General features: G+C 67.0%; 24 protein-coding genes and 3 pseudogenes. 10 read left to right on the top strand and 17 right to left on the bottom strand.

Annotated features, from left to right (window positions below; all coding sequences use genetic code 11):
* Positions 1-75 precede the first annotated feature (75 nt).
* From BJF85_RS12025 to BJF85_RS30050, 5 genes and pseudogenes are all read right to left on the bottom strand, one after another.
* The gene (locus BJF85_RS12025) at positions 76-582 is read right to left on the bottom strand and encodes a TIGR02391 family protein (protein WP_222844537.1); all 507 of its coding nucleotides are present in this window, start codon (positions 580-582) and stop codon (positions 76-78) included.
* The gene (locus BJF85_RS12030) at positions 579-1,277 is read right to left on the bottom strand and encodes a DUF5343 domain-containing protein (RefSeq protein ID WP_139320596.1); all 699 of its coding nucleotides are present in this window, start codon (positions 1,275-1,277) and stop codon (positions 579-581) included. Before BJF85_RS12030 ends, BJF85_RS12025 begins: the two co-directional genes overlap by 4 nt.
* A gap of 49 nt (positions 1,278-1,326) precedes the next feature.
* Positions 1,327-5,358 (bottom strand): DNA methyltransferase, encoded by a 4,032-nt coding sequence (locus BJF85_RS12035; protein ID WP_075847394.1) that lies wholly within the window; start codon positions 5,356-5,358, stop codon positions 1,327-1,329.
* The gene (gene drmD / locus BJF85_RS12040) at positions 5,355-7,970 is read right to left on the bottom strand and encodes a DISARM system SNF2-like helicase DrmD (protein WP_255375577.1); all 2,616 of its coding nucleotides are present in this window, start codon (positions 7,968-7,970) and stop codon (positions 5,355-5,357) included. The genes BJF85_RS12035 and drmD overlap by 4 nt, the downstream gene beginning before the upstream one ends.
* Positions 7,971-7,978: 8 nt before the next feature.
* Positions 7,979-8,536 (bottom strand): annotated as a pseudogene (locus BJF85_RS30050) (ATP-dependent helicase); the annotation flags it as partial.
* 111 nt (positions 8,537-8,647) lie between these two features.
* Here BJF85_RS30050 and BJF85_RS27970 point away from each other — a divergent pair.
* Positions 8,648-8,791, top strand: a complete 144-nt coding sequence (locus BJF85_RS27970) for a hypothetical protein (RefSeq protein WP_158056911.1) — start codon at positions 8,648-8,650, stop codon at positions 8,789-8,791.
* Here the strand turns inward: BJF85_RS27970 and BJF85_RS12045 are convergent.
* Entirely contained in the window at positions 8,788-9,666 is an 879-nt protein-coding gene (locus BJF85_RS12045; protein WP_075847562.1) for a phosphotransferase, read from the bottom strand. The two genes, BJF85_RS27970 and BJF85_RS12045, sit on opposite strands and share 4 nt — an antisense overlap.
* 225 nt (positions 9,667-9,891) lie before the next feature.
* Here BJF85_RS12045 and BJF85_RS12050 point away from each other — a divergent pair, with 225 nt between their 5' ends.
* The gene (locus BJF85_RS12050; RefSeq protein ID WP_075847396.1) at positions 9,892-10,404 is read left to right on the top strand and encodes a hypothetical protein; all 513 of its coding nucleotides are present in this window, start codon (positions 9,892-9,894) and stop codon (positions 10,402-10,404) included.
* Between the two features lie 40 nt (positions 10,405-10,444).
* Here the strand turns inward: BJF85_RS12050 and BJF85_RS12055 are convergent, their stop codons facing one another.
* The 4 genes from BJF85_RS12055 to BJF85_RS12070 all read right to left on the bottom strand — a co-directional run bounded on the left by BJF85_RS12055 (position 10,445) and on the right by BJF85_RS12070 (position 11,869).
* Entirely contained in the window at positions 10,445-10,855 is a 411-nt protein-coding gene (locus tag BJF85_RS12055) for an Imm1 family immunity protein (RefSeq protein ID WP_075847398.1), read from the bottom strand.
* Positions 10,839-11,207, bottom strand: a complete 369-nt coding sequence (locus BJF85_RS27975; protein ID WP_075847399.1) for a DddA-like double-stranded DNA deaminase toxin — start codon at positions 11,205-11,207, stop codon at positions 10,839-10,841. Before BJF85_RS27975 ends, BJF85_RS12055 begins: the two co-directional genes overlap by 17 nt.
* Positions 11,208-11,352: 145 nt before the next feature.
* A complete protein-coding gene (locus tag BJF85_RS27980; RefSeq protein WP_075847400.1) occupies positions 11,353-11,613 on the bottom strand; it encodes a hypothetical protein in 261 nt (86 codons plus the stop codon).
* Complete coding sequence (locus BJF85_RS12070; protein ID WP_187346904.1) at positions 11,600-11,869, bottom strand: hypothetical protein; 270 nt, start codon at positions 11,867-11,869, stop codon at positions 11,600-11,602. Before BJF85_RS12070 ends, BJF85_RS27980 begins: the two co-directional genes overlap by 14 nt.
* Positions 11,870-12,329: 460 nt before the next feature.
* Between BJF85_RS12070 and BJF85_RS12080 the strand changes: the two genes are divergently transcribed.
* Complete coding sequence (locus BJF85_RS12080) at positions 12,330-12,983, top strand: HAD family hydrolase (protein ID WP_255375578.1); 654 nt, start codon at positions 12,330-12,332, stop codon at positions 12,981-12,983.
* 28 nt (positions 12,984-13,011) lie between these two features.
* On the opposite strand, the gene BJF85_RS12085 is transcribed toward BJF85_RS12080, so the two are convergent.
* Positions 13,012-14,385, bottom strand: coding sequence for a helix-turn-helix transcriptional regulator (locus tag BJF85_RS12085; protein ID WP_075847402.1), 1,374 nt, complete (start codon positions 14,383-14,385; stop codon positions 13,012-13,014).
* Positions 14,386-14,606: 221 nt separating this feature from the next.
* Here BJF85_RS12085 and BJF85_RS12090 point away from each other — a divergent pair, with 221 nt between their 5' ends.
* The 3 genes and pseudogenes from BJF85_RS12090 (at position 14,607) to BJF85_RS31380 (ending at position 15,514) form a co-directional block, all read left to right on the top strand.
* Positions 14,607-14,975: an Imm1 family immunity protein gene (locus tag BJF85_RS12090; protein ID WP_075847403.1), complete on the top strand. Its 369-nt coding sequence runs from the start codon at positions 14,607-14,609 to the stop codon at positions 14,973-14,975.
* Between the two features lie 147 nt (positions 14,976-15,122).
* Positions 15,123-15,203: pseudogene (locus BJF85_RS31375) on the top strand (NUDIX hydrolase); the annotation flags it as partial.
* 89 nt (positions 15,204-15,292) lie between these two features.
* Positions 15,293-15,514, top strand: a complete 222-nt coding sequence (locus tag BJF85_RS31380) for a hypothetical protein (RefSeq protein WP_369822154.1) — start codon at positions 15,293-15,295, stop codon at positions 15,512-15,514.
* A gap of 1 nt (position 15,515) precedes the next feature.
* Here the strand turns inward: BJF85_RS31380 and BJF85_RS12100 are convergent, their stop codons facing one another.
* The 3 genes from BJF85_RS12100 to BJF85_RS12105 all read right to left on the bottom strand — a co-directional run bounded on the left by BJF85_RS12100 (position 15,516) and on the right by BJF85_RS12105 (position 17,088).
* Complete coding sequence (locus BJF85_RS12100; RefSeq protein ID WP_075847404.1) at positions 15,516-16,253, bottom strand: hypothetical protein; 738 nt, start codon at positions 16,251-16,253, stop codon at positions 15,516-15,518.
* Complete coding sequence (locus BJF85_RS30055; protein WP_255375579.1) at positions 16,250-16,378, bottom strand: hypothetical protein; 129 nt, start codon at positions 16,376-16,378, stop codon at positions 16,250-16,252. The genes BJF85_RS12100 and BJF85_RS30055 overlap by 4 nt, the downstream gene beginning before the upstream one ends.
* Positions 16,379-16,464: 86 nt before the next feature.
* Complete coding sequence (locus BJF85_RS12105) at positions 16,465-17,088, bottom strand: DUF4190 domain-containing protein (RefSeq protein ID WP_075847405.1); 624 nt, start codon at positions 17,086-17,088, stop codon at positions 16,465-16,467.
* Between the two features lie 417 nt (positions 17,089-17,505).
* On the opposite strand from BJF85_RS12105, the gene BJF85_RS12110 reads away from it, so the two are divergent.
* The 3 genes from BJF85_RS12110 to BJF85_RS12120 all read left to right on the top strand — a co-directional run bounded on the left by BJF85_RS12110 (position 17,506) and on the right by BJF85_RS12120 (position 20,902).
* Positions 17,506-18,927, top strand: a complete 1,422-nt coding sequence (locus BJF85_RS12110; RefSeq protein WP_222844538.1) for an aldehyde dehydrogenase — start codon at positions 17,506-17,508, stop codon at positions 18,925-18,927.
* Positions 18,920-20,314, top strand: a complete 1,395-nt coding sequence (locus tag BJF85_RS12115; RefSeq protein WP_075847407.1) for an FAD-binding oxidoreductase — start codon at positions 18,920-18,922, stop codon at positions 20,312-20,314. Before BJF85_RS12110 ends, BJF85_RS12115 begins: the two co-directional genes overlap by 8 nt.
* 84 nt (positions 20,315-20,398) lie before the next feature.
* A complete protein-coding gene (locus tag BJF85_RS12120; RefSeq protein WP_083666273.1) occupies positions 20,399-20,902 on the top strand; it encodes an Lrp/AsnC family transcriptional regulator in 504 nt (167 codons plus the stop codon).
* Positions 20,903-21,147: 245 nt separating this feature from the next.
* Here BJF85_RS12120 and BJF85_RS12125 read toward each other — a convergent pair whose 3' ends face one another.
* The 3 genes from BJF85_RS12125 to BJF85_RS12135 form a co-directional block, all read right to left on the bottom strand.
* Entirely contained in the window at positions 21,148-22,083 is a 936-nt protein-coding gene (locus tag BJF85_RS12125) for a mechanosensitive ion channel family protein (protein WP_075847409.1), read from the bottom strand.
* Positions 22,084-22,214: 131 nt separating this feature from the next.
* On the bottom strand, positions 22,215-23,717 hold the full coding sequence (locus BJF85_RS12130) for an FAD-dependent oxidoreductase (protein WP_075847410.1): 1,503 nt from the start codon (positions 23,715-23,717) through the stop codon (positions 22,215-22,217).
* A 13-nt stretch (positions 23,718-23,730) separates the two neighbouring features.
* Positions 23,731-24,645 carry a diiron oxygenase gene (locus BJF85_RS12135; protein WP_075847411.1) on the bottom strand — a complete coding sequence of 305 codons (915 nt, stop codon included), beginning with the start codon at positions 24,643-24,645 and terminating at the stop codon, positions 23,731-23,733.
* 243 nt (positions 24,646-24,888) lie between these two features.
* Here BJF85_RS12135 and BJF85_RS12140 point away from each other — a divergent pair.
* Positions 24,889-26,102, top strand: a pseudogene (locus BJF85_RS12140) (Tm-1-like ATP-binding domain-containing protein).
* The last annotated feature ends 1 nt before the right edge of the window (position 26,103 follow it).

Raw genomic sequence — 26,103 nt, forward strand, 5'->3', positions numbered from 1 at the left:
CCGAGCCCCGGTCGAGGCCTATCGCCTTTGGATCGCCGTCACTTCCAGTTCGCTGCCAATGCCGTCACGGCTGGTCTACCGCAGGTCTGCTGCATCCAGCTTCCGCAACAAGATCGAGGCGAGCGCTAGGTAGTCGAGCGCTTCGTCCGGCGTGTCACCTAAATCAACCTCGTGACCCCTTGGGTTCCGAATCCCCGCCGAAGATCCCGCAAACATGTGCTTGTATCCCCGCTGCTCGTCAATCTCTGACTCCGTGGTCAGGTTGTTTAGCTTTATGAGCGCATTATCCTCATTGAATGCCGCCATCATGAGCGCGTATCCAGTCTTTCCACGCAACCCACTTGCGCGCTTCACCTCTTTCTCAACGAACTTGAACGCCTCGAATACCGCGGTCTCCCAGTGCCCATCGTCATAGAGTCTTCGCACCTTAGGCGGAAGATTCGGATGAATGTTACGCGTTTCAAACGGATGCGCCCGCACACCGCCGTCACCTTGCTCACCCTCGATCGAAATCTCGCCGCGACCCTGTTCGGCCGCGAGAGACTTCACGATCCGCGAGAACCTATCGAGCGAGTCACTCACGACATCAGATGCTTCCTGATGCTCGCGAAGATGGCATCATAGGTCGCGGCGTCCTCCCCCGGAGGCAGGTTGACCTCCACCCGAACTGTCATCCCAACACCGGCGGCACGGCTTGGTTCATGGTTGCGAGCCTCGGCTAACGAGCCATTCTCATACGCCCCGGGTGCTGCCACCTGATCCAAGGTCGCCGACTTCTTCGCTGATCGCTTCGCCTGTTGTTGACCTGCGCGGCCGGCGGACTTTCTGCCTGCAGAGGCCCGTGACGCCGGGAGCTCACCATGCCCCGCGAGTGCCGCCAATGTCAGGAAACTCGATGCCTGGCGCTTGCCGACTACTTCGGACGTCTTATCGACCACTCGAAACCAATGCGTGAGTCGGTCACGGTCCGCGTCAAGAGCATCGTCGCCCATCTCGTCGAAGAGTGGCGCGTATGTCGCGCGCAGAGCCTCCTCCAGCCCTGCCCGAAAGGCCGATTCGTCACCATAGAGGAACCCAGTGACACCGCCGTCCAACTCCCCACCCTCGCCGATCAGCCCCAGGAACCGAAGGACCGAAATGACGTACGACTCGTTCGCCGGCGCGATCTTGAACCTCTGTAGGTAACTGGCGTCAACCTTCGATGGCACACTCTTACGCAACTGCGCAAAGGCCTCGACCAGAGCCTTCTGCGCTGAAACATACGGATAATTCGGCAACGCGTTCCTCCTGTATGTCTGGGCGGCTGTGCCTTCTCGTTCTCGTCTCTCAAAACAGCTGCTCTTGGGCGGGGATGTGTTGACCTTCGGCGCGGGCGCGTTCGTGGTTCAGCTCCAGGAGGCGGTCGAGGATCTCGACGCGCGCGGCGGGCGAGACTGTCCAGCGTTGCATCTGGCGGTAGGCGTGGAAGCCGTGGTCCAAGGGAAGGTCGTCCCAGCCGTAGGCTTCCATCGTCGCCTCGTCGACCTCGACCTGGATCTCGCGCATCCGACCGACGTCCGCGTCACCCTGGACCTCCGGGTCGTTGACCAGGTTGTAGAGCTTCGTCAGGCCCAGCTCCCGGCGTAGCATGATCTCGCGTCGCTTCTCGTCGAGGATCCGTCCCAAAGTTTCCACGCAGTCCGTGTGCTCGGGGCAGGGGAAGGTCTCAAAGACGTCCGAGGGGGTGTAGCGCGGGTCATTTCGCATACCAGAGCCGTAGGTGATGGCCCAGATTTGGTGCAGGTTCGATGACAAGACTGCCTGGTCACTGTAGCTATCGGAGGCGAACACAACGCAGGCTTCGCTCGGTACCTGCTCCGTCGGAACACGGAGCGGCATCACGGTCTTGCTGACACGAGCGATGGCCAGCACAGCATCGAGTTCAGCGATGGCTTTGCGCAGCGCAGGCCGCTTCTCCGCGTATTGCCACCACCGGTCAGGCAACGGCTTCCGCAGGACGAACGAGCCGTCTGGCTTCAAGCGTCGGCGCTCTGGTTTCACTTGCTCCTTGACACGTTGGAACGGTAACAGATATTTTGCGGCTTCGGTCTCGGTGCGGTCGTTGAAATCGATGACCCATCGTGACGCTGAACTGTCGGGGCGGGAGTTGAGGTCGTCACCATTGAGATAGGGGAAGATCACCTCAGCGTTACGCGGGTCGGTGCCAATCCACTCTTGCGCTTCCTCGGATTCGACAACGAATCCCATGCCGAGCACGTAACACCCGATGTACGCGATCCCGGAGTTTTCGGCGAGTCGGACCGGGTTTCCCTCTGCCCGTCCGACAGGACCCAGCAGCGTACTGATACGGCGTACCTCGATATCGTCGGCCACTCGTGGCACGTTGTCGGTGACGGGGCCAAGCGTGCCCCAGACGGCGGCGTACTCAAGGTTGGCACTCGACGCCGGCCAGGAGCGGGACTGGATGGCGCGGGTGATGGTGAAGCCGTCGGCGACCATCGCGTCCAGGCCGACTTCGCGGGTGTCGCCCTGAGCGACCGTGTTCGTGGCGATCATGCCGAGGGTGCCGTTCCTATGCAGGAGTGAGGTGGCACGAAGGTAGAAGTAGGCAACCAAGTCCGCACTTCCACGTCGGCTAGCGGCGATCGTATTGATCAGCCAATCACGGAAATCGGTCCCCATCGCGCCGGTCAGCTTCTGGCCACCAAGGAATGGCGGATTGCCGATCACCGCGTCGAATCCACCGTGGTCAATGAACACATCAGGGGCCTCGATTACCCAGTGGGTTGGCTGCCAACGCGCGTAGTCGGTTTCGACCGTCGGGGTCAGGCCATGCTCAAGGATTGTGTCAAGCCTTGATCGGTCCTCTTTGGAATCGTCGCGCGGATAGGCCACAGAGAGAGCCCAGGACAGAGCAGTGTAGGCATCGTCAAGCTTCCTACCGGGTTTGCCGCCGTGGGGTAGTCCAGCGGTGATGATGCCGTCGGCGATGTCGCGGAGTTCTGTAGTGACCTCCTTGGCCTGTCGAAGCAGCCTGAGCTTGCCAGCCCGAGAGCGCATCGGGTCGTGCTCGACGACAGGGTTGGCGAGTTCCCGACGGAGTCGGGTCGCCTCGGCGAGCTTGCCGTCGACATCGACCAGCTCGGTGATGAGATCGTTCTCCTTCTCATCAGGGTAGATGTGCAGGCGCCTCAGTTGGTCGAGGTCAGTGATGCCGAGTAGCGAATTGCCGCAGAAGATCTTGTCGTCGACGAAGGAGAACGGCTTCGTCGGGTCGAGGGAGACCAGCCAGAGCGAGAGTTTGCACATCTCGACGGCCATCGGGTTGATGTCGGCGCCGTACAGACAGCGGGCGATGACTTCGCGGATGGCGCGTTGGTATGCCCGGTCCGGCTGCGCCTTCTCCTCGGCCGAGATCGCGTCCTCGGCGGTCCAGGCTTCGACGACCCGTTCGGCGAGGAACCGTGCCGCAGCAACGAGGAAGGCGCCGGAGCCCGCGGCGATGTCGGCGACCTTGAGGTCGAGGATCGCCGTACTCCCCTTCAACTGCCACCTGTCGCGGTCGTTCTCCTGCAGCGGTCCCGGTTCGTAGACCAACGGTTCCAACGCGTGCTGAACGACTTCCTCTGCGAGCGAGCGCGGCGTGTAGTGGGCGCCAGCGTGCTTGCGAGACGGAGTCTCGGTGACGACCAGACCGCCGACCGGGACCACGAGCGGGATGCCGCGCAGGTCACGACGGATCAGGGCACTCCAGTCGACGAGGAACTCGAGCAGTTCCTTGTCGTCCTCGACGATGGGATTGAGCTGGCGAGTGACCTCGGCGCGTTGCTCGTCGGTGAGCTCGGCCTCGTACGCCTTGGCGATCTTGGCCACGCTGGCAAGCTTCGCCGCCGGCTGGTCGTCCTTCACCCAGTCACGGAGTGCCTTTGCAAAGGACTTGCCGTCGGTGCTGTCGTCGTACAACTCCTGCAGGGTGGCGGCATCGATCTCGGGTTCTTCGCCGTCCTTGCCGTCGAGACCGAGGACGACCTCACCCTCGACGGTGGTGCACGTGTACCCGAGGAGTCCCTCGTAGATGTAGCCGATCTGCTCCACGTCGATGTCGCGGAACGAAATGCGGCGGGCCTCCTTGCCGAGGTTGGCGTACTGCACCGATTTCAGAACGTGCAGCATGACCCGGTCGCGTACCTTGATCCGCAGGCCCTTGTCATCGGTCGCCGACAGCCACGGGAACCGGTCGGGGTCGAGCAGGCTGCCGCCGTAGGCGGGCATGCGCATCTCGTCGTAGTTGACGCCGCCATGCAGCGCATCGCTCACGGCGAGCAGGCGGTGCCAGGTGTCGTAGGTCTCGTCGAGAAGCTCCTCGCCGTGGGCGGCACGCTTCTGCAGGTCGTCGATGACATCGCGGATCGCATAGGAGTCCCAGTAGAGCTTCTCAGTGGGGAGCATTCCGCGCTCTTCGGCGAAGAGCAGGAAGACTACGCGCATCATCACGGTGACGGCGGCTTGGTAAACGTCGTCGGGCTTCTCAGGCAGCGGGTCAGGATCACCGGCGGCGAGCGCTTCGAGGCGGTGGCGGGAGAAGGAACCGACGAGAAGTTCGACGGCTTTGCGGACCTGGGTGCCGAGGGCCTCGGTGATCTCCTCCGCCTCAAGCTCGCTGCGTTCGAGGAGTTTCGAGAGACGTTCGTCGGTGTCTTTGGCGCGGAAGCGGCGTTGGTCGATGAGGGTGAGGAAGGCGTCGCGGACCAGGTGCTCTTCGCCCCAGGTCGCGGCATCGGTGATCGCGGAGCCGGTCGGCTTGTCGCGGTGTGCCCAGACGATGGCCCACCAGCGGCCGTCGGTGACGAGGCCGATTTCGACGTCGGCTTTGCGCAGGAGCGCAGCCATGCGGTCGATCTCGGTGGCGGACCAGCCGTCGAGGCCGGGGCCGCGAAGGTCGTCGCTCGGGTCGACTATGCGTAGCAGGGCTGCGTGGTCGGCGACACGCCCCTTGAGGGCGCCGTCCGGGCGAACACGGATTTGCTCCCCCGGGGAGTGGATCTCGACGTCAGGCGGCAGATCTGGGGCGGGGACGCGGAGGCCTTCCCAGTCGACCAGCTGGTCGAGGACCGTGGCAATCCAGGTTCGGGCGATCTCGGCATACTCGTCGCGGTTGTCGGGCGTGCGGGCGTCGTAGGCGCGCAGCCAGTCGGCGTATGCCTGTTTGAACGTGACGGCGCGGTCGTTGGTGTCGCCGAGCCGGTCGACGCCGGTGGGCCAGACCGACTTCACCACCGGGAGGCTCAAGAAGGGCCCCTCGGTCTCGAACTGCCCGAGCCAGGAGTGATCGACTTCGGTTTTGCCGCGCTTGCTCATCGGATGGTCACCTTCCCAGAGGCGGCGTCCTCGGGTGCGAGCGCGAAGACCACCGCGGCGTGGAACGTGCGGGCCTGGACATCGGCATATCGGGCGTCGACGGCGGCCAGTTCGCGATCGCGCTCGTCTCCCAGTGCTTCGATGCGTTCGCGGATCTGTCGCAGGTCGCGCTCGGACTGGCGGCGTTCATCGTCGAAGAGGGCGAGTTGATCGTCGTCGGCGAGTTCCTTCGCCTGTTGCAGCGCGTCGGTGAGGGTGTGGCCGAAGCGGTCGAAGATCGCTTTCACTCGGTCGCGGTCGGCCTGGTGTCGCTGGGCGAGCTGCTGCTCGACGTCGCGGCGGCGTCGGCTGACGCGGTCCTCGACTGCACGGGCGACGCGGGCGCTGAGGTCGTCGGCGGCGGCGCTGCTCCATGCCTGGGCTAGCTGCTGAATGACGCTCGCCGGTGGGTGCTGGAGCTTGTCAGCGTCCAGTGCCTTCTCGAGCAGAGCTTCGGCCTTTTGCTCCCCGACTGCTTGGCGTTTGGCGAGGCGAGTGCCCGCGAGGAAGACTTCCTCGTGGAGCCGGAGTCCGGCTTCACCGATCAGAACCATGCGGGTGACCGCGGCGGCGAACGACTCCTCAAGGTCGGGGACCACTACGGCGGTGACGCGTTCGAGGGATCGCTCGGTGCCCCAGAGGGCGGCGCGGAGCCGTTTGGTGGCGCGCTGGAGGAGTGGGCTGCCGAGGTGTTGGTACACCACGTTCGGGTCGCCACCATCGTCGGCCGGAGCGAGGACCTGCGGGTCGAAGGCGATCGGCCGGAGGTTGTCGGGGTCGAGCCGCGTGCTCAGGCCGCAGGTGACCTGGTCCCAGGACTGATCGAGGTTCGGGAGCCGGAAAACCGGCACGTCGGTGCGGTCCGAGCCGATCTCCGCCAGCGGCGGGATGCGGTCGAGTTCGAAGGCGGTCTCGACGACACGCTGCAAGTTCGCCGGGCGCAGGTGGAGAGTGTCGCGGCTGGCGGCGAGCTCGTCGGCGAGCTTCGTGAGTTCGGCACTCATCCCGCGGCCGCCGGCGAGCATGGCACTCATCGGGTCCTTCTCGGCCTTCGTTTTCTTCGGGATCACCTCGACGCCGCCGAGCTGCCGCTGGATGTCTGGCGCGATGATCTCGTTGGCCGAACCGAGGTCCTTCATGATCTGCGAGACCTTGATCGCGACCCTCGCGAGGAGCTCGACGTCCGCTGCCAGGTCGTCATCAGTTGCGACGGGCTGGAAATGACGGATCTCCGGCGCAATGGCCTGACCGTAGCGGTCGACCCGTCCGATCCGCTGTTCGAGCCGATTGGGGTTGAACGGGATGTCGAAGTTGACCAGCCGGTGACAGTGGTTCTGCAGGTCGATGCCTTCTCCTGCTGCGTCGGTGGCGAGCAGGATGCGGACGCGCTCCTTGGCCGGGTCTTCGTTGAAGCGTTCGCGAATCAGCTCACGCTGCTCAGCGTCTGTGCTGCCGGCGATGACGCCGATCCGGTCAGGTTCCCAGCCCTTCTGCCGGAGGATGTCGCGGATCCAGTCGAGGGTGTCAACGTACTCGGTGAAAACTACGACCCGCTCGTTGTTCCATCGTCCGTCCGGTCTGCAGACCGCTTCGAGGTAGGTGAGAAGCGACTCGAGGCGGGCGTCGGGACGGGCGTCGTACCTGTGGCCCCAGTTGCTCAACCACTCCAGGTCCTGCTTGTCCTCGTCAGTGAGCGGCGGGAGGGCGTTCTTGGTCTTCTGTAGCGTTTGCATTTCCGGTTGCTCGACCTTGCCCTCCTCGGTCTCGTCGGCGTCGGAGCCGATGACCTCGTCGTAGAGGCGGTCGAAGTCGTCCGGGAGGCCGCCGGTGCGGGTCTGGCGGTAGACATCGAGAGTCCTGGCGAAGGCGGCTGGCGAAGAGAAGAACCGCTTCTTCAGCAGCAGCGTCGCCATGTCCTTGGCAGTGCGACTTCCGTTGGTGTCGGCGACAGCCTTGTCTCGCCGCTGAGTGAAAGCGAGGAGGCGAGCGTAAGCCTCGGACTCCCCTTCGGTGGGTTCATACGGCAGGGCTTTGACCTCACGCTGGACGAAGCGGCCCTCGATGTCGCGCTTGAGGCGACGTACGGCGACCTCCTCGAGCGACTTCTCATCCAGCGCCGTGCCCCGGACGAAGCGCTGCGGATCGATCATCTCCAGCAGTGCCGTGAAAGACTCGGTGTAGCCGTTGTGGGGCGTCGCCGAGAGGAAGAGGCGGTGCTCGCTTCGCTCAGCGAGATCGCGGACCGCGATGGTGCGCTGGGAATCGACGGCATACCCCTGGGTGCGGCCGATCTTGTCCCGCCGCGAAGGCGCACTCGGGGCGACGTGATGTGCCTCGTCGACGACAAGGATGTCGTAAGCGAACCGGGAGGCGGTGCGCTCATGGCTGTGGAAGGCATCGCGGAGCTGACGCTGTGCGCGGCGCCCGGCAGCCAGGACATCGACACGATGGTGCGTGGGAAGAGCGTGAACGGGTTCGCGTGGACTCCGTGGCTGCGGCGGACCTCGCGCATCGTGTCGGAGTTGATGATGGTGAAGTCGAGCCCGAACTTCTCGGCCATCTCTTCCTGCCATTTGAAGGTCAGACCGGCCGGGCAAACCACAATCGCGGTTCGGGCGCGGTGCCGAAGGAAGAGCTCCTGCATGACCAGGCCAGCCTCGATGGTCTTACCGAGACCGACGTCGTCGGCGAGGAGAAGGTTGACGCGTGGAGCGCGGAGCGCGCGCACAAGCGGCTCGAGCTGGTAGTGCTCGATCTTCGCACCGGAACGGAACGGGGCTTGAAGCGTATTGTCATCCGCGCTGGTCACCGCGCCCCACCGGAGCGCATCGATGAATGCCGCCAGTCGAGCCGGGTGATCGAACCGCTCAGCCTCAATCTCGGTGGGAAGGTCTTGGGGCGGCGTCAGGCTACGGCCAGGCTCCAGCTCCCAGACCACGCGAAGCTCGTCACCGAGGCGATCGTCCTCGACCGACTGGAGACTCACGGCATGCTGCAACTGCTGCACCGCGTCATCCTGCGCGCTGCGCGGCAGACTCTGCTGCTGTACATCAGTCACCGCCCAGTTGGCGCCCCGAACATTGACGATCTGGCCCGGCTCGGGCACCGCTGTCGCAGCTCCATGCGCTTCCTCCGCCATCACAAACCGATCCTAGCGAGAAGAAGCCCCTGGACTGGGGTGAAGCGCCGGGGAGTTGCTGCAACGATCTATGGGACCTGAGTTCGCTTGTTCAGAAGCAGGCGTGGACCGATGTCTGCCCACAGCGTGCAACCGGACCAGCGGACGCCACGCTCCGCACACGCCCAGTACACGCCCCGGTACACCAAGTCCGACAACGACGTCGCCTCACTCGCCGACCTCATCGCCGCACACAACGCGCAAACGACTTCCTAGAACGCGGTCCAGACCCACGGCCGGTCGACCTCGCCGCGTAGGCACGCGATGCGGTGGCGGGTCTCGCGGGCGGCATCAGCGCTGCCCGCCGCCTTCCCGAGCACGAAGGCGACCCAGCGCAGCTCCTGGATGTCGGCGAGGACGCGAAATGCCGGCGTGATCGTCACGTCGTGGCCACCGTAGGCGGTCACGAACTCCTCGTAGTCCGCGCGGCTCACGCGCGCGAAGTCGGCGCGGTCCACCGCTACGGGAATCAGGTCCCAGTCCTGGTAGCCACGGGAGACGTGTTCGAGGTCCAGCAGGATCGGCGGACCACCTGCCACGGGTACCGCGACGTTGCCCTGCCACGCGTCGCCGTGCACGACCCCGTCACGACCATCCGCCTCGACCTCGGCAAGCCGTCCGCGCAGGTCTTCGACCCGCTTGCCCAGCCAGGCTCGATCATCACCGGGCACATGATCCGCGGCGGCGATGCGCTCCGCGACGCCCGACAACGGGTCGAACCGAGGTAACTCCAGCTGGTCAGGAGGACGCAGCGCATGCACTTCGCGCAGGACGGCTCCCAGCTCGGCCGTGGTAGCCGGGCGATGCTCCGGCAACTCGTGCCACCACGTGACGGGACGTCCGTCCACCACCGTCGGGTGCGGGACCTCGTCGAGCGCCCTCACCACGGTGACGCCGGACGACGCGAGCCACCGCGACACATCGATCTGCCGGGGCGCGATGTCACCGGTTCCCGTCGGCCCGACCCTCGCCACGATCCTCCCCGGCAACCGGTACATCACGTTCGAGCCGTCACGGATCAACTCCGCTCCCGTGACATCCAAACCGGCCTCGCCTGCCGCGACGGTCAGGACTTCCTCTGCGCTGGTCAACGGTCGGGCCACCTCGCCGATGGTGTCACCCGAGGCGCGCGATCTCACGTCGCAGGTCGGCAACATCGCCGACCTGCGTATGCGCACTCGCCGCCTTCCCCAGGCCATGGAGTTCGGTGGCCAGCCGGGTCGAGCGCACGGCCGCTGCGGAAGCGCAGCGCATCGACGTCGTCTATCAACGATTCGCTACGACCCAGCCATCGCCTCCTCTATTACAGTGCCCCAGTGGCGCATTATTTGCTCGTGATCGGCGACCGTGAAGCCCTCGGGTGGGTGCTGACAGCGCAACGCATGGCCTTTCCTGCCATGAACCGCAGCGAGACACGCAGCCTGGTCCCAGGCGACACACTGCTGTTGTACACAACACGTGGCTGCTTCAAGAACCCGACCAGAGATCGAGGGCGAGTCATTTCCGCAGGCACGGCTCGCACCGCGGTCTCGCCCTTAGAAGAGCCGATCAGCATCGCGGGACGCGAGTTCAGTGCCGGGTGCGAAGTGACTTTCGACTTGGCCACGCCGTGGCCGACCGGCGTGGCGTTAAGTCCGCTAATAGCCGAGCTCGACACGTTCGCCGATGCCGGCGCGAATTGGAGTATCCGGCTGCGCCGCCCACTCGTACACCTGACTGACCGGGACGGCGGCACCATCCAGAACCGCCTCGCGGCCCTCGAACCTCAACCGCTGGACAAGGTGCTCGACGACTACGCTCGCTGGTGGCGCGCGTCGCGACGCCCGTGATGGCATTCCGCCCGTCAGGATTCAGCCTTGAGTCCCCAGATCAACCACTAACCTGAATCCAGTCGAGCACCACCGGACACCTCTGGGTATGGAGGAACTGGTCAAGGCCCGCGTAGACGTCCTCGAGCGGCACTTCCGCCTTCGCTGGCAGGTACGACGGGTGGAGGCCGCCAAGCATGTACTCCACCTCGTCCTCGTTCGTGCCGTGCGCGGGGACATAGTGCTCGTCGCCCTGGCCGAAGGCGAGCACACCGACTCCGGGCTTGTCGCTGATGCCGAACTCGAGCTCGACATGGTCAGCGGCGCGGACATCCTTCGGGCCCGCAGCGATCACCCAGAAATGACCGACCTCCAACCCCTGCGCAGCGAACTCACGGACACGGGCAACGAACGCGTCGACATCCGGCACGTCGTCGACGTGGAATCCGGTCAGCTCAAGCAGGTCGGTCATGGTGCTGCCCCCTGTAGGTACGTGTGAACGGCTTGCCATTGACGTCCGTGCCGAGCACGGTCAGTGAATACCCCGCCGGGAGGATAGCCGGCAGGTACTCGTGGCAACCGCCCGTCGCGCCCGGCTCCGAGCCACACGGCGCGTGATTCAGGACGAGCCTGCCCTCGCGCTCCCCGCGTCTGATCATCATCGTCGCTGTCTTGATCTCCACATGGTTCGCCAGACGGCGTGCAGCGGCACTTGGGATGCCGCGCTTGAGCATCTCGGTTTTCGCCTCCGCCGCCCACGGGTCGTCGCGGTTCGGCGTGATGTGGCCGAGCTTCCGACCTCCGATCTCGGGATACGCAACCACCCGCGGCGCACGTTCGCCTCGACGCGGACGCGGCGGCAGACGATCCGGCGTCGGTGCGGCGTCGGCCGGGTACCGGTCGCCGTGCGCGTTACGGACCTCGCGCGGCTCCGGGCGCTCCTGCGGCGCCGCCGGTGGGCGGGCACGTTCAGCCTTGAAATCGCTGCAGGGTGGTGTCGACGCCCTCCTTGAGCTGCGCCATCGCTGCCACCGCAGTACCCAGCGCGTCCGTGGCCTGGGCTGCCTGCCCGTGCAGCATGCCGCCCACCTCGGTGTTACCGAGCGCCGCCACCAGCTGCTGCATGATGCTGTCCACCTCGTGCGCCTGCGCGAGGATGCCGCCCTGGATCTCGTGACACCGCCCCGACGCCATGTGCAGCGCCGCCAAGGTTTCCTCATGCGAGGCCATCGCTTCCCCTCCCCTGACGCTCATCAGCGACTAGCGGGCCGGTCTGCCGCGGCGTGCGCGCCAGGCACAGCTCGCACGGCATTCCCGTCGGGTTGTCCACCCGCTGCAACTGCACCGGCGCGAACGACGCACCGCACAAGGCCGTGACCCGGTCTGGCGGCACCGTCGTGTCCGGCAGCCGGAACACATGGCTCACCCGCTGGCGCAGGCCCACCACTCCCGGCAGCGGCCTGGCCAACAACATCCCATCGCTCACGCGCCGGCCTCCCTGTCTCGGCGGCCCACCAGTCGGCGCACGACACCGCGCCGCACACCGTGCGCACGACGCGGTGTCGGAACAGCAGGCGCCAGCACCGCCGCACACGCACGGCACACGGGTCCGTTCGGCACGATCGCCGCCGACATCTCGACCACGTGTCCACACACCGCCGCGCACCGCCCACCGTTGGCACGCCCTATCGCGAACGCTTCGTCCTCCACCGCGTGATCGCGGCAATCGGCCGCGCACCGGAACCACGTGGTGTAGACCTTCGACCTCGCCGTCACGCTCGACGCAGCGTCGGTCGGAGTTATCGCATGTGTCATGTCGACCGCGTTTCTCCTGGTCATGAACAACAACACGACCAGCACACCAACTCGCGCCACCGGGAGGCAGTGGCCATGCCGTGGCCGCGGGGGCACCACGCCGTCACACGGCCGACTTCTAGGGTGTGCGTATGACGATTCGCGCGGTGTTCTTCGACGTCGGAGAAGTGCTCGTGGACGAGACCACCGAGTACGGCACCTGGGCCGACTGGCTCGGCGTTCCGCGGCACACGTTCTCGGCTGTGTTCGGCGCGGTCATCGCCCGCGGACTCGACTACCGCGAGGCGTTCCGGGTGTTCCGGCCCGGGTTCGACCTCGAGACCGAGCGACGTCACCGCGCCGAGGCAGGCGAGCCCGAAACCTTCACCGACGCCGACCTCTACCCCGACGCACGCCCCTGCCTCGCCGCACTCCGCGACCAGGGCCTGACCGTCGGCGTCGCCGGCAACCAAACAGCCCGCGCCGAGTCGATCCTGCGCTCACTCGACCTACCGATCGACGTCCTCGGCACCTCCGACAGCTGGGGCACCACGAAACCGTCGACCGCGTTCTTCGAACGTGTCATCGCCGAAGCCGGCGTTCCGGCCGAGCACATCCTCTACGTCGCGACCGCCTCGACAACGACATCCGCCCCGCCGTCGAACTGGGTATCCGCACCGCGGTCATCCGCCGGGGACCGTGGGGGCACATCCTGCGCGGCGATGCAGCCACCACCATCCTCGGCACCGACGTCGAAGCGGCCTGCCTGTTCCAGCTGGACAGCCTCGCCCCACTCGCCGACCTGATCGCCGCACACAACGCGCAGACGACTGGCTAGTCGACCGCCACAGCAGGCAGCCGCAACGCACGCGTCCGTTCGACGAGCTCGACGCCGGCCGGCGTGCCCGCCAACGCCTGTTGCACAGCGGGAATCCGCTCGACGGCCGCGCCATACGGGCGGTCGCTCAACATGTCGCACGCCCGATGCGCGAACGACGCCGCGTGCTCGGCGTCCGTCGGCGCGTGTGCTGCGGCCAGGTCGAGGAGGACGACCGCGCGCTGCTTGTCCGCCTGCGGATCCAACTCGGCAAGCGACCGGTCCAACCACCGTGCCGCCGCCTCGTGTCGCCCGGCGAGCAGCTCCGCATTGCCGGCGAACGACGCCAGGCGAGCCGGGCTGAAGAAGTCCAGCCACTCCGGATCCGTGCCGTTGGTGCCCAGGGCGTGCTCAGCCTGGCGAATCCGCTCCCGCGACGACTCACCCTGACCGGTGCGAGCATGCACCTCGGCCGTGACGCAGTGCAGCCAGGCCCGCAGGTTCGGGCCGCCGCCGAACCGTGCGTGCGCCTGCGCGACATCCAAGTGGCGCTGCGCGGCGACACCGTCGCCCGCGAACCCCGGCACGAACGCACGATGCGCGGCGATCGCCGCCGCCAGCGCGTGATCGCCCGCGTAGTCGACGGTCGATTCGGCCTGTTCGAAGCATCGTGTCGCCACCGCCGGGTTCCCGAGGTCGAAGAACGCGATCCGCGCCGCGAGCAACGCCGTTTCGGCCACCGCTGCTGCGAGCGGGTCGTCACCCTCGCGACTGGTGGTCGTCTGACCCAGCAACGTCAACCCGAGCCGGAGATGACCGAGCGCGGCATCCCACATGGTCTCCGCCGGCGTGGTCCAGTACAGCGCACGTTGCGCCGCGGTGGCGTTTGCGTACGACTCGACCGCGCGGGGGTCGCGTGCATGTCCGCGGCCGTTCCACGCCGCGTCTGCCTCACCGACGGCCACCGAAGCAAGCAGGGGCGACAGGCCTGCGGCGACGGCTGCGCGGAGAAACTGCTGGCGGCCCAACCCGCCGCGTTCGCTCATCAACAACCTCCTCAGCTCCGCGCTCACCATCGCATCCAACGCCCCACTCGGAACTGTGACCTCCTGCGGTTGGAACTCCCGTTCCTCCGGGGTCAACAGGCCGAGCTCACTGGCGGGAAGGTCGAAGATCAGAACGAGATGCTTGCGAAAGCGAGGCTCCGGCCATCGCTCGCCCGACTCCCAGCGGCGCACCGTGTGCGCGGTCAGCCCCGATTCGCCGTCGCCATGGGCGCGCATGCTCTCGGCGACCTGGTTGACGAGTTCGTCGCGGCTCCACCCGCGCTGCAGCCGCTCCCAGGTCAGCCGCTTGTTCGGCGGATGTCGACGATTACCGCCGTCGGCCATGTCTGATCACCCCTGCGCAAACCGGTGCACCACCGGTGACGGTATACGCAGCACAGACCGATCGGCCAGACATCGCAACGACTGGCCACCCAGTGGCCACTACATCCCGAGCCAAAGCATCTGCGCCCGGCAGCTCCACCGGAGCATGCGATTGGGCGCGTCTTGCGGGTCGTCCAACCGGACGGCACAGTCCGGGATTACACGGGAGAGGAGCCCTCATCATGAAGTTGGTCGCGGCTGTACCGACGTTCCGCGACGGTGTCGCGGGCGGCGAAAGCCTGACCCTCGCCACCGACGACGACGTGGCACGCCTCGTCAAGCTGCTGTCTCGCGACGACGCCGACACCGCCAACATCCAGGGCACCGACGTCACCCTCAGCGCCCACGTCGCGCACGGCTACGGGTACCTGCTCTACGCAGGGCCGGACGGCTACGTCGTCAGCGACGGCGACCCCACGTCGCCGGCCGTCGAATCGGAAAGCGGATTCCCCGCGCAGAGCGGCATCGCGCTCGACCGGTTCGCCGAAGCGCTCCGCCAGTTCGTCCGTACCGGTCGCCTGCCGGAGTCGATTTCCTGGCGCGATCTCTAGCGGCTGATCAACGACGACTCAGCTCAGCGGCCGGACGACGTCCGTAGCCTCGGCAGTGTGGATCTACTGCCGTTGGACGAGTACGTGCGATCGCTGCCCCGGCGACACCTGGCCGGCGGGGTGTTGTTCCGCAGTCCCGACGGGCGGGTGCTGCTCGTCGAGCCCAGCTACAAACAGAATTGGGACATTCCGGGCGGCGTGGTCGACGCCGGTGAGTCGCCGTGGGCCGCGGCCGTGCGCGAGGTCCGCGAGGAGATCGGCCTCGACGTGACACTCGGCCCACTGCTCGTCATCGACAACACCACCACGACGCCCGCATGCCCGAGAGCGTCGCGTTCGTCTGGGACGGCGGCACCATCACCGACGCCGAGGTCCACGCCCTCACGTTCCCCGACCCCGAGATCGTCTCCGCCGCGCTGCACACGCTCGACGAGATGACCGACAAGGTCGGGCCCATCGTCGGCCGGCGCATCGCCGCCGCCGTCACCGCCGCCCAGACCGGAACCCTCCTGCTCTGCAACGACGGCGCACCGGCGTAGATCAGTACGTCCACTCCCAGCCGGCAGGACCGTTCATCGCCATCCCGGGATCGAGCGCGAGCGACCCGCTTGCCTCGGGCACGATCAGCTCGATGGTGCCGCTGTACTTCTGATTCACCCCGAAGTTCATCGGCAGCGCCTTCTCATGGGCGGTGCAGGCGCCGAACTCCGCGCCGTGGGAAACGCCCGACGAGTCGATCTCGACGAAGTTGTACGGGTTGAGCGTGCTGGAGGCATCCATGGCGGTCAGCTGGTCGTCGCCGGTCGCCACGCGTACGTGCAGGACGAGGGTGTGCCCGGACTCCGGTGGCATGCCGTACGCATCGCAACCGGGGTCGACGTCGATCCTGTCGATGGTGAACGACGTGCCGGAACTGCCGCCTTCATCACCCACCGGACCCGTCCACGCCTCGTCGCCGAGGTTCATGGGCAGATAGTTCCGCTCGTTCGTCCCCGGCTGGTCGAACTCGTCCACCGGCTCCGGCGTCGGCAACGACGGCGCCGATTCGATGTCGACCGGCCCGGTCGGCGTGGCACCGGACGGCGCGTCGAAGTCCCGCGCGATGCGGTCCAGCTCCTCGACCGTGTGCTGCTGAACCAGCACCGTGATCGTCACGGCCGCAACGCACAACACCACCCCGATGGCCGCCACGATCCTCTTGGTCCCGAACAACCCGATGATCCCGAGGACGAATCCCACGGCCGCCGCGATCGCCGTGACGTTGTTGACGATGATCACCGGCGAGCGACCACGCCGACAATGCCGAGAATCAGGCCTGCCCAGGCCAGGGCGACGAACTTGGCCGGGGGCGGCTGCGCCGCCGCGACAGGTGGGTACGGCTGTGGATACGGATACCCGGACATGGGCAGCACCTTCGGGGGTTTCGGAGAACTTCGATGGACAACGTGGACGTGCTCAGTCAGTTGGGGCGCTCAGTCAGCGGAGGTGCTCACTCGCCGAAGCCGTCGCACGATGCGGCGGCGAACTGCCCCTGAGCGGTGCTCGTCTTCGCCTCCTGACCGTCGACCGACACCGAGCACGTCACGCTGCCGCCCTCCGGGCCGGTCATCACGGTGAGGCTGCCACCCCTGAGCAGGCCCTTCGTGGTGAGTTCCTTCGACCACGGCAACTCGCTGACGTCCTCCTGGTTCATCGCCATCCCGTCGTCGCCGAAGGTCGTGTAGTCGATGGACGCGTTCGGTGCATCGCCGGTCACCTCGTAGCGAACGGTCACCTCCCGTCCGGCTTCCCGGCTGACGTCGTTCGCGGCTTTCCCGAAGACGCCGACCCACAGAATGCACATCAGAAGACCCACGGCCGAACACACGATCCCGGCGATCGACAGCCCCTTGTTCGTCGCCTTGCCCCGCCGGGCACGCGAGAAACCGAGCAACGAGAAAATCAGACCCAAAATCACCAACGGCCACGCGACAACGCCCACCAAGGGGATGAACGAGAAGACCAACCCGACCAGTCCGAGCACAAAGCCCGCCGTGCCAAGGCCATTACGAGGCGGCGCCGCCTGCGAACCACCAGGGGCCAACGGGTTGGACTGATACTGCGGAACGGACATATCGGACCACTTCCTCGGGTGCAGAATTCAAGCGACAGCCGTTTTTCGCTCGCCCGAACCCGAGGGTTACATCGCGATACTAATTCGTTACCGACGACATTTCGACCACCAGGAAACCGAGAATCAAACCTGTTTCCCGACCATTTCTCGGCAATCTTGACCGGACCCAGATTTCACCGGAGTCGCCCAGCAACCCTCGCCCGCCGCGCAGCCCCGCCGCGCAGCCCCGCCACACAGCCCCGCCGGACCGGCCAGCGGACCCGGCGACACCGGATGCGCCCCTCGAGGGCCGATCATGACAAGCAAACCTGCCGACTCATCACTGCGTATTTCGCAGCATCTGAAGATTTATCTTGCTGATCTCGCAACTCTGGTCCTACAGTCAGTGTCGCCGGTCACACGATGCGAGGAGACGTCATGCTGTACATCAACGGCGCCCATGTCGACGGCGCCGGCACGGAGAACGTCGAGGTCATCAGCCCTATCAGTGGTGAGAGCGTCGGATCGGTTCCCGTTCCGGTGAGCACCGACATCGACGAAGCCGTCAAGGCCGCTCGCATGGCACAACCCCGCTGGGGCGCCACCAACGTCTGGGAACGCGCCAAGATCTGCCACGCCATCGGCGACGGTATCGCCGCCCGTGCAGACGAACTCGCCCGCCTGCAAACCCTCGAACAGGGCAAGACCCTCGCCGAGTCCAAGGCCGACATCGATGAAGCCGCCACCCTCTTCCATCTGCACGCCGAGGACGCCGTCCGCCTCAACGGCGAAACTCTGCCCTCCACCGACCCGCGCAAACGGATGTGGACGTTCTACCGCCCCGTCGGCACCTGGGCGATCATCACACCCTGGAACTTCCCCCTGCTGATGTTGGCCGAGTTCGTCGCCCCGGGGCTTGCCACAGGTAACGCCCACGTCGTCAAACCACCCGCACACACTCCGCTCACCGTGCTCAAAGCCATGGAGGTCCTTGCCGAGGCCGACCTCCCGCCCGGCCTCGTCAACATCGTCCCCGGCGACGGCGAGACCGGGAACGCACTCGTCACCCACGACGGCATCGACGCCATCGGCTTCATCGGATCGTCCGCCACCGGCGCGAGAATCCAGGCCAATGCCGGCCTCAAACGGTCCATTATGGAGTGTTCCGGCAACGGTCCGCTCGTGGTGCTCGCCGACGCCGACATCCCGGCCGCCGCCAAGGCCGCCGTCGACGGCGCCGTCATGTGCTCCGGGCAGGTCTGCTGCGCGACCGAACGCGTCATCGTCGACAAAGCCATCCACGACGACTACATCGCCGCGCTCCTCGCCGAGACGGACAAGATCCGTACCGGCGATCCGTTCGACCCCGACACCACCTACGGCCCCCTCAACAATGCCCAGGTCGCCGAGAAAATGGACCGGCACATGGCCGACGGCCGCGCCCACGGCGCCGACGTCCTGCGCGGAGGACAACGCACTGCCGGCATGCCCACGGACCTCTACTACGACTTCACCGTGGTCGACGGCGTACTGCCCGAAACCTTGCTCGCAAGCGAGGAATCCTTCGGCCCCGTCGTCCCCGTCATCACCGCCGACGGTGACGACGAGATCCTGCGCATCGCCAACGACGACAAACTCGGCCTGCAGGGCGCCGTGTTCACTCGGGACGTCGCCAAGGCATACCGCTTCGTCGAGGAACTCGCCGTCGGACAGGTCGTCGTCAACGACAACACCTGCTTCTGGGACATCAACATGGCCTTCGGCGGAGCCGGCGGACGCAACACCGGTTGGGGCCGCATCGGGGGCAAGTACACCCTGTTGGACATGACCGACCTGCGGACCGGCGTCGTCCATGTCTGACCCCGGCCCCACCCCGGTGGCCGCGAGCACGACCCCGTTCTGGCTCGACTGCAACGACAGGCCGCCGCCGCTGCCACCGCTGACCGAGGACATCTCTGCCGACCTCGTCGTCATCGGCGGCGGCTACACCGGGCTGTGGACGGCCCTCCACGCCAAGGAATCCCGGCCCGACGCCGACGTGGTGCTCATCGAACGCGACACGTGCGGCGCCGCGGCGAGCGGACGCAACGGCGGTATGTGCTCACCGAGCCTCACCCACGGGCTCGGCAACGGCATACAGCACTGGCCCCGGGACATCGACACCCTGCTCCGGCGCGGACACGAGAATTTCACCGCATTCCAACGAGATCTCGACCGCTACGGCATCGACTGCGGGTTCGTCCACACGGGAAAGCTCAGCATCGCACGTCAACCGTGGCAGTCCGACGCCCTCGCCGCCGAGGCACGGCTGAGCGCCCGGCACGGCGAACGCGCCGAGTTCCTCGACCACGACGCCGTGCGCAAGTACCTCAATACCCCCGCCGCCCTCACCGGGCTGTTCCAACCCGACTACGCGCTGCTCGACCCTGCCCGCCTGGCCGACGGGCTGCGCGAGGCCTGCCTCCGCCTCGGTGTGCGCATCGCCGAGAACACCACCGTGCAACGACTCGAGGTCCCGTCCACGGGCCATGTCCGCGTGCACACCGGACAGGCGATGGTCCGCGCGGGGCAAGTCGCGTTGGCTACCGGCGCGTTCACCTCCCTCCTGCGCCGACTCCGCTACCGGGTCGTGCCGGTGTACGACTACGCCCTCGTCACCGAACCACTTACCGCCGCCCAGTTCGCCTCCATCGGCTGGACCGGCGAGCACGCCTGCACCGACGCGGCGAACCAGTTCCACTACTTCCGGAAGACACCCGACGGCCGAATGCTGTGGGGCGGCTACGACGCCATCTACCACTACGGAGGGAAAACCGCGGACCATCTGACCAATCGCCCCGCCACCTTCCGCACCCTCAAGCGGACCTTCCGCGCGACGTTCCCCGCCCTCGATGACGTGCCGTTCACCCACTCATGGGGCGGTGTCATCGACATGTCGAGCAACTTCACCCTGTTCGCCGGCACCGCGGCACGCGGCCGCATCGGCTACGCGGCGGGATTCACCGGACTCGGCGTCGTCGCGACCCGGTTCGGTGCACTGGCCATGTTGGACCTTCTCGCCGGCCGTCACACCGCACGAACCACTCTGCCGATGATCCGGCGCAAACCCCTCCCACTACCGACCGATCCGCTGCGCTGGATCGGCGTCACCGTGACCCGCCGAGGACTCGCCACCGAGGACACCACCGGCAGACGCAGTCCCTGGCTGCATATCCTGGACCGGGCCGGGGTCGGATTCGGCTCGTGATGCCGGGCCGGCACGACTGGTCGGCACCGGCCGACCGACATGGTTGGTCGACGCAGATCCGTCGGGAGTCAGGCAGGAGTCACCATGGGGCAGCAACCGCTCGACGACATCGACAGCCGGATCATCGCGATCCTGCAGGCCGACGGGCGCAAGGCGTACAACCAGATCGCCACCGAGCTGAGCATCCCCGCCTCATCGGTGCGGTACCGCGTACAACGGCTGATGGACGCCGGCATCCTGCAGGTGGTCGGTATCGCCGATCCCCTGACCATCGGATTCGACCGGCTGGCCATGATCGGCGTACGCACCCGACCCGGTTCGAGCCACGCCGTGTGCGAGGCGCTCAAGGCGCTCCCGGAAACCAGTTACGTGGTGTTGGTGGCCGGACACTACGACGTCATGGTCGAGGTCATCTGCAGGGACGTCAGCCACTACACCGAGCTGATGACCACAGGAATCCAACGCATCGACGGCGTCCTGTCCACGGACTCGTTCTTCGTACTTGAGGTGCACAAACTCGCCTACGGGTGGGGTGTCGGCGACGTCGCCACCCCAGCCCTGCAGGTCGATCGTTCCGGCACGACCTAATGCCTCCCCACCTCGCGCCGCTGCCAGTGCAGAGCTCACAGTCCTGAGCGCTCGGCGAGCTGAACGCAGGGGCCCCCGAACCCGCAATACAGCGACGCGAGGTGCCAACACAGCGACGTGGGGTGCTGACACGACGACGTGGGGTGCTGACACGACGACGTGGGATGCTGACACGGCGACGTGGGATGCTGACACGGCGACGCGGGGTGCTGACACGGCGCCCGGCGGCCCGGCCCCGCCCGGGGTCAGCCGGACTGGGCTGCTCCTGGGCCGGCGGCCGGGAGGACCGGGTAGGCGACCTTGACGCCGGCCTCGTCGAGGCCGCGCTTGAGGTGGGCGCGGAGTTCGCGGCCCATGGACCACTGGTCGCCCGGCTGGGTCGTCACGATGACCCGCACGGTCACCGCGCCGTTGCCGATGCCGACGACGCCGTTGATGCTCGGCCGCTCGATGATCTTCGCCGCGAACTCGGGGTTGTCGGCGAACTCGTCGATGCTGCGCTGGATGACCGGCTTCGCGTCCTCGAGGTCCACCGAGTAGTCCAGGGGCAGTTCGACGACGGCGTTCGCCCAGTCCTGGTTCATGTTGCAGACGCGCATGATCTCGCCGTTGCGCACGTGCCACAGGCCGCCGTTGAGGTCGCGGATCTTCGTCACGCGCAGCGTCACCGCCTCGACGGTGCCGACCGCGTCGCCGACGTCCACCACGTCGCCCACGCCGTACTGGTCCTCGACCATCATGAAGATGCCCGACAGGAAGTCCTGCACCAGGCTCTGCGCACCGAAACCGATCGCCAGACCGATCACACCGGCGCTCGCGATGATCGGGCCGATGTTGATGCCGAACTGCCCGAGGATGGTCACGAACGCGATACCGAAGATCACGAACGACGCGACGCTCTTGAGCACCGACGCGATGGTGTCCGCACGCTGCCGCTGCCGTTCCCCACGAGTCGCGTCGGCCTGCTTCAGCACCCGGGGCGCCGCCTTCGCCTTCGCCCGGTCGATCCGCTCCCGCGAATTCATCATCCGCTTCGCCAGCTGATCGATCAGCCGGCCGACGACCGCCCGCATCACCAATGCGACCACGACAATGATCACGATGTTGATCAAACCGGACACGAGTTCCGACGAATTGTCGTTGAACCAGTCCACGAACGCGTTCGTCCGGACCTCAGGCATGGAAACGGGTCTCCCCTCATACACCGGCTGCGGACACCGTCGGGTGCCCCTCTGGCAGGGTAAGAACGCCCCCGTCCCGGCCCCGCAAGCGGGGGTGGGCCGGCCCGCGAAAACGGGCCCTCACCAGGGCGTCAGGAGCGACGCAACAGGCCTCCGCGCTTACGCGAACCCCGCACGTCGACCGCACCGCCGCGGACGTCGTCCAGCAGCCCCGCAACCGTTTCCTGTGCGCACGTCCGATTCGCGCCGATCCCGCCCGACGGGCCGCGTTTGATCCACCCCACGACGTACGTCGCGGCGCGGCCCTCGACCCGGCCCGCGGTGTTCGGGATCGTGCCCGTCGCCTCGTCGAACGGCAGGCCCGGCACCGGAACGCCGCGATAGCCCACGGCGCGCACCACCATTCCCGCGTCGATGTCCACAGTGGAATCCGCGCCCGTCGTGCGCAGACCCGACACGCTGCCGCCCTCGCCGAGCACCTCCACCGGCGACGAGTGGAACCGCAACACGATCCGGCGCCGTTCCTGCGCGGGCCGGCTCGACCAGTCGACGGCCTCCTGGCGCACATCGCGCAGCAGATACGCCTTGTCGCCCGGCCGCGCCTCGGCGATCGCCTTCGCCACGCGCTCGTCGTGGTTGTCGATCACGACGTCGAAATCCGGATGCTTGGTCAACGCCAGGATCTCCGGCTCGGTGTACGCCGCGTTCTCCGGGCCCCGGCGGGCCAACAGCACGACCTCGCGCACGTCGCTGTCGCGCAGCGCCGACAGCGCCGCCCGCGAGATCGACGTGTCCTCCAGCGAACCCGGGCGGCTCGACAGGATGCGCGCCACGTCCAGCGCCACGTTGCCGTTGCCGATCAGCACCGCGCGCCGCGCCGACAGGTCCACCACGTCCACCGCGTCCGGGTGGCTGTTGTACCAGGACACGACCTCGGTGGCCGCGACACTGCCCGGCAGCTGCTCCCCGGCGATGCCCAGCGACTTCGCCGACGACGCACCCACCGCGTAGATCACCGCGTCGTGCTTGGCCGCCAGCTCGTCGACCGTGACGTCCTTGCCGACCTCGACCCCGAGCCGCATCGTCAACCGCGGATGCTCGCGGTACCGCGCGAACGTCTCGTCGATGCGCTTGGTCGAGGGGTGGTCCGGCGCGACACCGAAGCGGATCAGCCCGCCCGCCACGTCGAGCCGGTCGATCAGCGTCACCCGCGCGCTCGTGTGCAACAACAGGTCCTCGACCGCATACATGCCCGCCGGACCGCTGCCGACGACCGCGACGTCCGGAGCGGGGAAATCGCTCGAGATCGTCCGGTCGAACGTCGGCGGACCCCAGTTGTGGAACACCGGCGACGAGCCCAGCACGTCGTGCGAGACCGGCCGCTCCTCGTAGTACCGGGCGTTCACCTCGGCATACGGCTTGAGCGACTCGCTGAGCATGTCCACCGGGAAGATCGCGTCAACCGGGCAGGCATCGGCACACGCGCCGCAGTTGATGCAGCTGCGCGGGTCGATGTAGAGCATGTCCGTGCTGCCGAAGTCCGGCTCGTCCGGGGTCGGGTGAATGCAGTTGACCGGACAGACCGAGACGCACGTGGCGTCGTTGCAACACGTCTGTGTGATCGCAAAGACCATGGGTTCGGGTCGCTCAGATCAGGTTGGCGCGCTTGTAGATGCGCTTGGCCGGCTTGGTCAGCAGGCCACACGAGTTGAGGAACTCCATCAGACCCGAGCAGCTCGAACGCAGCATGGCCTTGAAGTTCTCGTTGTGCTTGGCCTCGTGGAGCGCGCGCTTGGAGTCCAGACCCGCGTTCTCGTAGACCTTCGGGTTCCACATGGCGTCGACGATGAAGTAGGCGACGGTCGCGATGGCGACGGCGTTGGCCTGCCGGCGCGCCCAGCCGGCGCCCTCGAGGCGCTGCTTGGTCTCGTCGCGGGCGAACTTCATGTGCCGCGACTCCTCCACCACGTGGATGTTGTTGATCGTGCGCACGAACGGCACGACACGCTCGTCGCGCATCCAGTCGCGCTGCATGACGTCGAGGACCTCTTCGGCCACGAGGATCGCCGCGTAGGCGGCCTCGCCGCGGGCGGTCGCCGCGTACACGCGGCCGCCCTGCACGGCGTACCAGCGCGGCCGGTACGCCGGGGCGCGCAGCTTCTCGGCGCCGCGGGCGAACATGATCGAGTGCCGGCACTCGTCGGCGATCTCGGTGAGCGCCCACTGGAACTCGGGGGTCGTCGGGTCCTTGGCGTAGAAGTCCCGCAGCACCATCTGCTGCAGGATCATCTCGAACCAGATGCCGGTGCTGGCCACCGACGCCGCCTCCTGGCGCGTCAGCTCCTTGCGCTGCTCCTCGGTCATCTCCTCCCAGTAGGAGGTGCCGTAGAGCGTGCTCCACTCCGGCGAGGTGCCCCAGTACGAGGTGTCGAGTGGGGTTTCCCAGTCAACCTCGGTCGCGGGGTCGTACGACAGCATCTCCGACGAGTCCAACAGTCGCTGGGCGACCGAGTCCTGGCCCTGCTGCGCGTCCGCTTCGATGCGGTTGTCGACGCTGGTCATAGGAAGCTCCCTGACAACGAGATTGCCTGTTACCGAGGTTTACTGTTACTTAAGGTAACACGTGGGTCTTCAGCAGACCAGCGTCTCAGGCGCACGACCCCGTGACCAGGGGCGACGCGCCGAATTCACCCGGGTCGGGCGCCGCTGTCCCCCCCCCGTCGACCACGACACTGGCGCGCGTCATCCGACCGTGTTCAGATGGACGGTGATCAATGCTGATCACTCGCGCCGAAGGAGGCGTCCGTGGGCAAGGCGTACGTCGTGGGCACGTTCGACACCAAGGGCGACGAGCTGCGGTACGTCGCCGACCTGATCCGCGAGGCCGGCGTGGCCGTCCGCACGGTCGACCTGTCGACCGACACCTCTGCCGCCTCAGCCTCCCCCGCCGATGTCTCCCCCGCCGACGTCGCAGCCTGGCACCCCGACGGCGCCTCGGCCGTGTTCACCGGCGACCGCGGCAGCGCCGTCGGCGCGATGGCCACCGCGTTCGCCCACTTCCTGCCCGCCCAGCGCACCGGGGACGACGCCGTGGCCGGCGTCCTCGGCCTCGGCGGCTCGGGCGGCACGGCGCTCGTCACCCCGGCGATGCAGGCGCTGCCGGTGGGCGTGCCGAAGGTGATGGTCTCGACGATGGCCGCCGCGACGTCGGGTCCTACGTCGGCGCCTCCGACATCGCGATGCTCCACTCGGTCACCGACGTCGCCGGGCTCAACCGCATCTCCCGGCAGGTGCTCGGCAACGCCGCACACGCGCTCGCGGGCGCGTGCGCCCACCCGATCCCCGCGGGCGACGCCCGTCCCGCCGTCGGACTGACGATGTTCGGCGTCACGACCCCGTGCGTCGATGCCGTCACCCAGCGGCTCGGCGCCGATCACGACTGCCTGGTCTTCCACGCCACCGGCACCGGCGGCGCCGCAATGGAGAAGCTCGCCGACGACGGCCACCTCGCGGGCGTCCTCGACATCTCCACCACCGAGATCTGCGACCTCGTCGCGGGCGGGGTCCTCGCGGCCGGCGAGGACCGCCTGGACGCCGTCGCGCGCACGAAGATCCCCTACGTCGGCTCGTGCGGCGCACTCGACATGGTCAACTTCGGCGCACCCGACACCGTGCCCGCCCACTACGCGCACCGCCGCTTCTACCCGCACAACCCGCAGGTCACGCTCATGCGCACGAACGCGGACGAGGTGCGCTCCGTCGGCGAGTTCCTCGCCCGCAAGCTCAACGCCTGCGACGGCCCTGTGCGCTTCCTGCTGCCCGAGGGCGGAGTGTCCGCATTGGACGCACCGGGGCAGCCGTTCCACGACCCCGAGGTCGACGCGGTGCTGTTCGACACGCTCGAGCGCGAGGTCCACCAGACCGGCGACCGGCGACTCGTCCGCTCGCCGCGACACCTCAACGACCCGGAGTTCGCCGACGAGCTCGTGGCCGCATTCACCGACGCAGTAAGGAGTTAGG

The sequence above is a fragment of the Saccharomonospora sp. CUA-673 genome, from assembly GCF_001942305.1.
Classification (GTDB): domain Bacteria; phylum Actinomycetota; class Actinomycetes; order Mycobacteriales; family Pseudonocardiaceae; genus Prauserella.